General features: G+C 47.1%; 2 protein-coding genes and 1 pseudogene. 2 read left to right on the top strand and 1 reads right to left on the bottom strand.

Annotated features, from left to right (window positions below; all coding sequences use genetic code 11):
- Together HKN79_01735 and HKN79_01730 are read left to right on the top strand one after the other, a co-directional pair.
- The coding region (locus HKN79_01735; protein ID NNC82271.1) for an OmpA family protein at positions 1–1,038 on the top strand (1,038 nt) is incomplete at its 5' end.
- A gap of 587 nt (positions 1,039–1,625) precedes the next feature.
- Positions 1,626–2,207 (top strand): annotated as a pseudogene (locus HKN79_01730) (HupE/UreJ family protein).
- Positions 2,208–2,764: 557 nt separating this feature from the next.
- On the opposite strand, the gene HKN79_01725 reads toward HKN79_01730, so the two are convergent.
- Positions 2,765–3,672: PQQ-binding-like beta-propeller repeat protein (locus HKN79_01725; GenBank protein ID NNC82270.1), on the bottom strand; the 908-nt coding region annotated here is incomplete at its 5' end.

Here is a 3,672-nt window from a genome sequence, read left to right as displayed (position 1 = left end):
GTCCTTCTCATGGTCTGTGAGCGGGAGGATAGTTTCGGTGAGAAGGACATCTACATTTCCTTCTATGATGAATTCGAGGAGACATTCAGCAAACCCTTGAATATAGGACCACAGCTGAATACCGCGGGCAATGAGGTCTCGACTTTCATTGCCGGAGATGGATCCATCTATTTCTCCAGCGATGGACATCCGGGCTATGGAGACAATGACATCTTCCTTGTGCGCAAGCTGGACGATACCTGGCTCAACTGGAGCGAACCCATCAATCTCGGCAAGGGCATCAACACTCCCGATTGGGATGCATACTTCACCATACCAGTGACTGGTGAGTATGCCTATATGGTATCCAGTAAGAGCGGATATGGGAGTAGTGATATCTTTCGGGTGAAAGTGACTGAGAAGGCCCGTCCAGAGCCTGTGGTATTGGTCAAAGGTCAAGTGCTCCATGCCAAAACACAGGAACCCATAGAAGCACGCATTACTTATAGTGACCTGAGTGATGATACCGAATTGGGTATTGCTTATTCCGATAAGAAGACTGGTAATTATCAAATAATCCTGCCGCATGGAAAAAGGTATTCCTTCTTGGCGGAGGAGAAAGGGTACTTCCCGGTGAGCGCATATGTGGATGCCACGACCTTAGAGGAATTCGATGAACTGGAACAGGACCTACTACTCGCACCGGTAGAGGTCGGGTTGGTAGTACGCCTGAACAATATCTTCTTCGAATACAATGAGTCAGGCCTTTTAGAGGAGAGTCATGCAGAACTCCAGAGACTGGTAGGATTGATGCGGGACAATCCCAAGCTCGAAATCGAGATTGCAGGTCATACAGATGATCAAGGCAGTGATGAATACAATCTATCCCTCTCCCAACGCAGAGTGGAATCGGTAGTGGGGTATCTAGTGGATGCTGGTATCGATTCCGATCGTTTCAAGGCGAGAGGATATGGCGAGAACATTCCGATAGCAGACAACAGCAGTGAAGATGGACGCGCCCTCAACAGGCGGGTGGAATTCCGCATTCTGAAGAACTGAGTTGAGGAAGACCCTAAAAAGCGTATGTCATTCCTTATACCTACACATTGATCGTAAACACAAACGTATTTCAATCCTCGGTTCGAATGGCCGCACTATTTTGAAGATATCGCAGAGGATGCTGCAAAAGATTCTCTGGCCTGGTTTGTCGTATGCCATCCTTGTAGTCTATAGACTCTTTGGAAGACTATGATACACAGTTCGAACATAGACTATAGCTAGATAGGCAATCATCACCGCCTAGAAGTATCGGATATGATCACTTAACTTCATCACCTAGGCAAATTTTCTCCTCATCACCGAACACATAGGAAACAGGAACATCCATCCCGACCGTTGATCCTCGATGAGGGGTACAGCCTCTGCACGTATCCATTCAAACAGCACTACCGGTTTGAATATCTTCTTACCTGTGACCAATCTCTCAAGTGTTTTGATCGCGCCCATCATCGCAGGATAGCCCTCTGCTCAATCCATGACGATACTAGTCGCTTAATACTGGGTCGCCCAATTCACTACACGATGTATCCCCGCATCTAGTTCTAATCCTCATACATGATCTCTCCACCAACAAGCACTTCCTCAGCATGTTCCTCAGAACTCTACCCCTCATCATCTCAGCTCATGATGTGACAGCCGATGATCAGTTGCTTCTCAGTAGAGTAGACCTGTGTGCCTCTATACGGGTAGGTGCCACGCGTATGTAGACCGGTCATGACTACTTGTTGTTCCTAGCGGGTGTCATCTTTTATCTGAAAAGCCCTACGGACATCCTCAAATTCATCACGGTCTGTACCCTCGGACATGGTATCACACCCATAGGTGCGACCTATGCCGATATCACGGCCTGCGACCACCTCATAGACGCAGTCATCGCGCTGAGTGTACTATATAAAGGTTTAAGAATCTAAACGGATTTGAGCGAATGAGGCATCTCCGGATCTGCTGCCAATGGTCGGTCTTTTCCTTCTGATCTACGGGTTCGGTATGAGTAAACGTCTACAGTCTTTTGACATGGGTACGGAGCGCATCCTACTGAAGACCCTCTGCTTCGATGTCGGCATAAAAGTGGGGCAGGTCCTAGCGCTGATCGCATAGTTCTCGTCATTCAGCCATATGAAAGACATAGAGCATGTCCCACATTTTATCGCATCGTTAATTAGTCTTAGTCTATATCCGGTCTGGTTCTGTTCACCAATCAGATGTCAGAATACTTCTTTGGATATTTACCTCCATCACATCGTACATTCCATAAACTGCAGGTAGCCCAGTGCCGCTATATCATCGGTGGGGGTGCTATTCCTTGTCCAGCTTGAGCTGGTTCACAGGCTCAGCCCCATTCCATATTTCCAACAGAGAGACCTTTGGACTTCCTACCAATTTCGCTCTAGAGGTCGTGAGTCATCAAATCTATGCTTTGTAGAGAGCGTCCATCAGATAATATCGCTGGATCACTACTTGTCAGGAGTGAGTCGAACATTGCAATTGCATGGCTCCTTGTGTCGAGATGGGGAAAACAGTCACAAATCGTTGTGTTTTCAGAACTTCAGAAAAGCTTGTGCACCCGACATGCAGAAGAGCCTCGTATTGATAACGAATAACTATGCACTCACGATATGGGTCTATTGACCCTTGATTCCATAAAATCCATTCGTACAGAAAAAAAAGAGCCCGGACTTCAAGGTGTCCGGGCTCTTTCAGCGGTATCGAACTTGCTCATTTGCGATCAATCGGTCGATAGCTTCGTAAGGGTCTTCTTTTCGTAGACATACACATACTTGCCCTGTTCCATTAGATGACTTACGGCACCTTTACGGGCGTTGTATTCCCTGTATTTGATTGAATCCAGATCATAGCAGGCGATATCATCTTTGGACGTCTTCATGATGAGCTTATTATCGAGAATCTGTTCCATGCCCGATTTCTTGTATTTGTTGACCGCTTTGAGCTGACCATCCGAAACATTGTGGCTACTTACTCCTTTGTCGGATACTATGATGATCTGGTCTTTCCAAGGTAGGATCATCTCCGTCAATCCGATGCCATCGGCCTTGACATCCACCTCATATTGTTCGGCTCCGGTCTTTACATCCATCTTATAGAGTGCTTTACCGCTGCATACGATCACACTGCCATCGGACTCCATCATATTGGTGATTCCCTTTTTGAATCGTTCTGAATCCCACATGGCTTTACCATCAGACGCACTGAAGGCCTGCACTCCTGTAGGCTTCACATTCTTGGTACTTATAATATGTCTTATAGTGATGTTTCCATCGCTGTCTTTGGTATGGGTGATATACTGCAACTCTACAGCTCCACCGATCTGTAATACCACCACATCATCGATCAGATACATGTTAGGAATGGCCTTGGCCCCTTTGATCTCTGGAGAGGTCCAGAGCAATCGACCGGAGTTGATATCATATTTCTTCAGGTATTGGTTTTTGCGATTTCCCATATCGAGTACATAGACATCCCGGCCAACGACCAAGGGTTCGGCCACGGCACCATAGACCCCCCATGCTTTGACATTACCACCCGGTTTACCGATGGTCTTGGTCGGGGTGAAATCAAAGGCCGCTGCCCATAGCTGGGACCCGGTCTTGTAATCATAGGCCTGTATGCCCATAC

Source organism: Flavobacteriales bacterium, assembly GCA_013001705.1.
In the GTDB taxonomy this organism is placed as follows: Bacteria; Bacteroidota; Bacteroidia; order Flavobacteriales_D; family JABDKJ01; genus JABDLZ01.
This window is presented reverse-complemented; position numbering and strand designations above follow the sequence as displayed.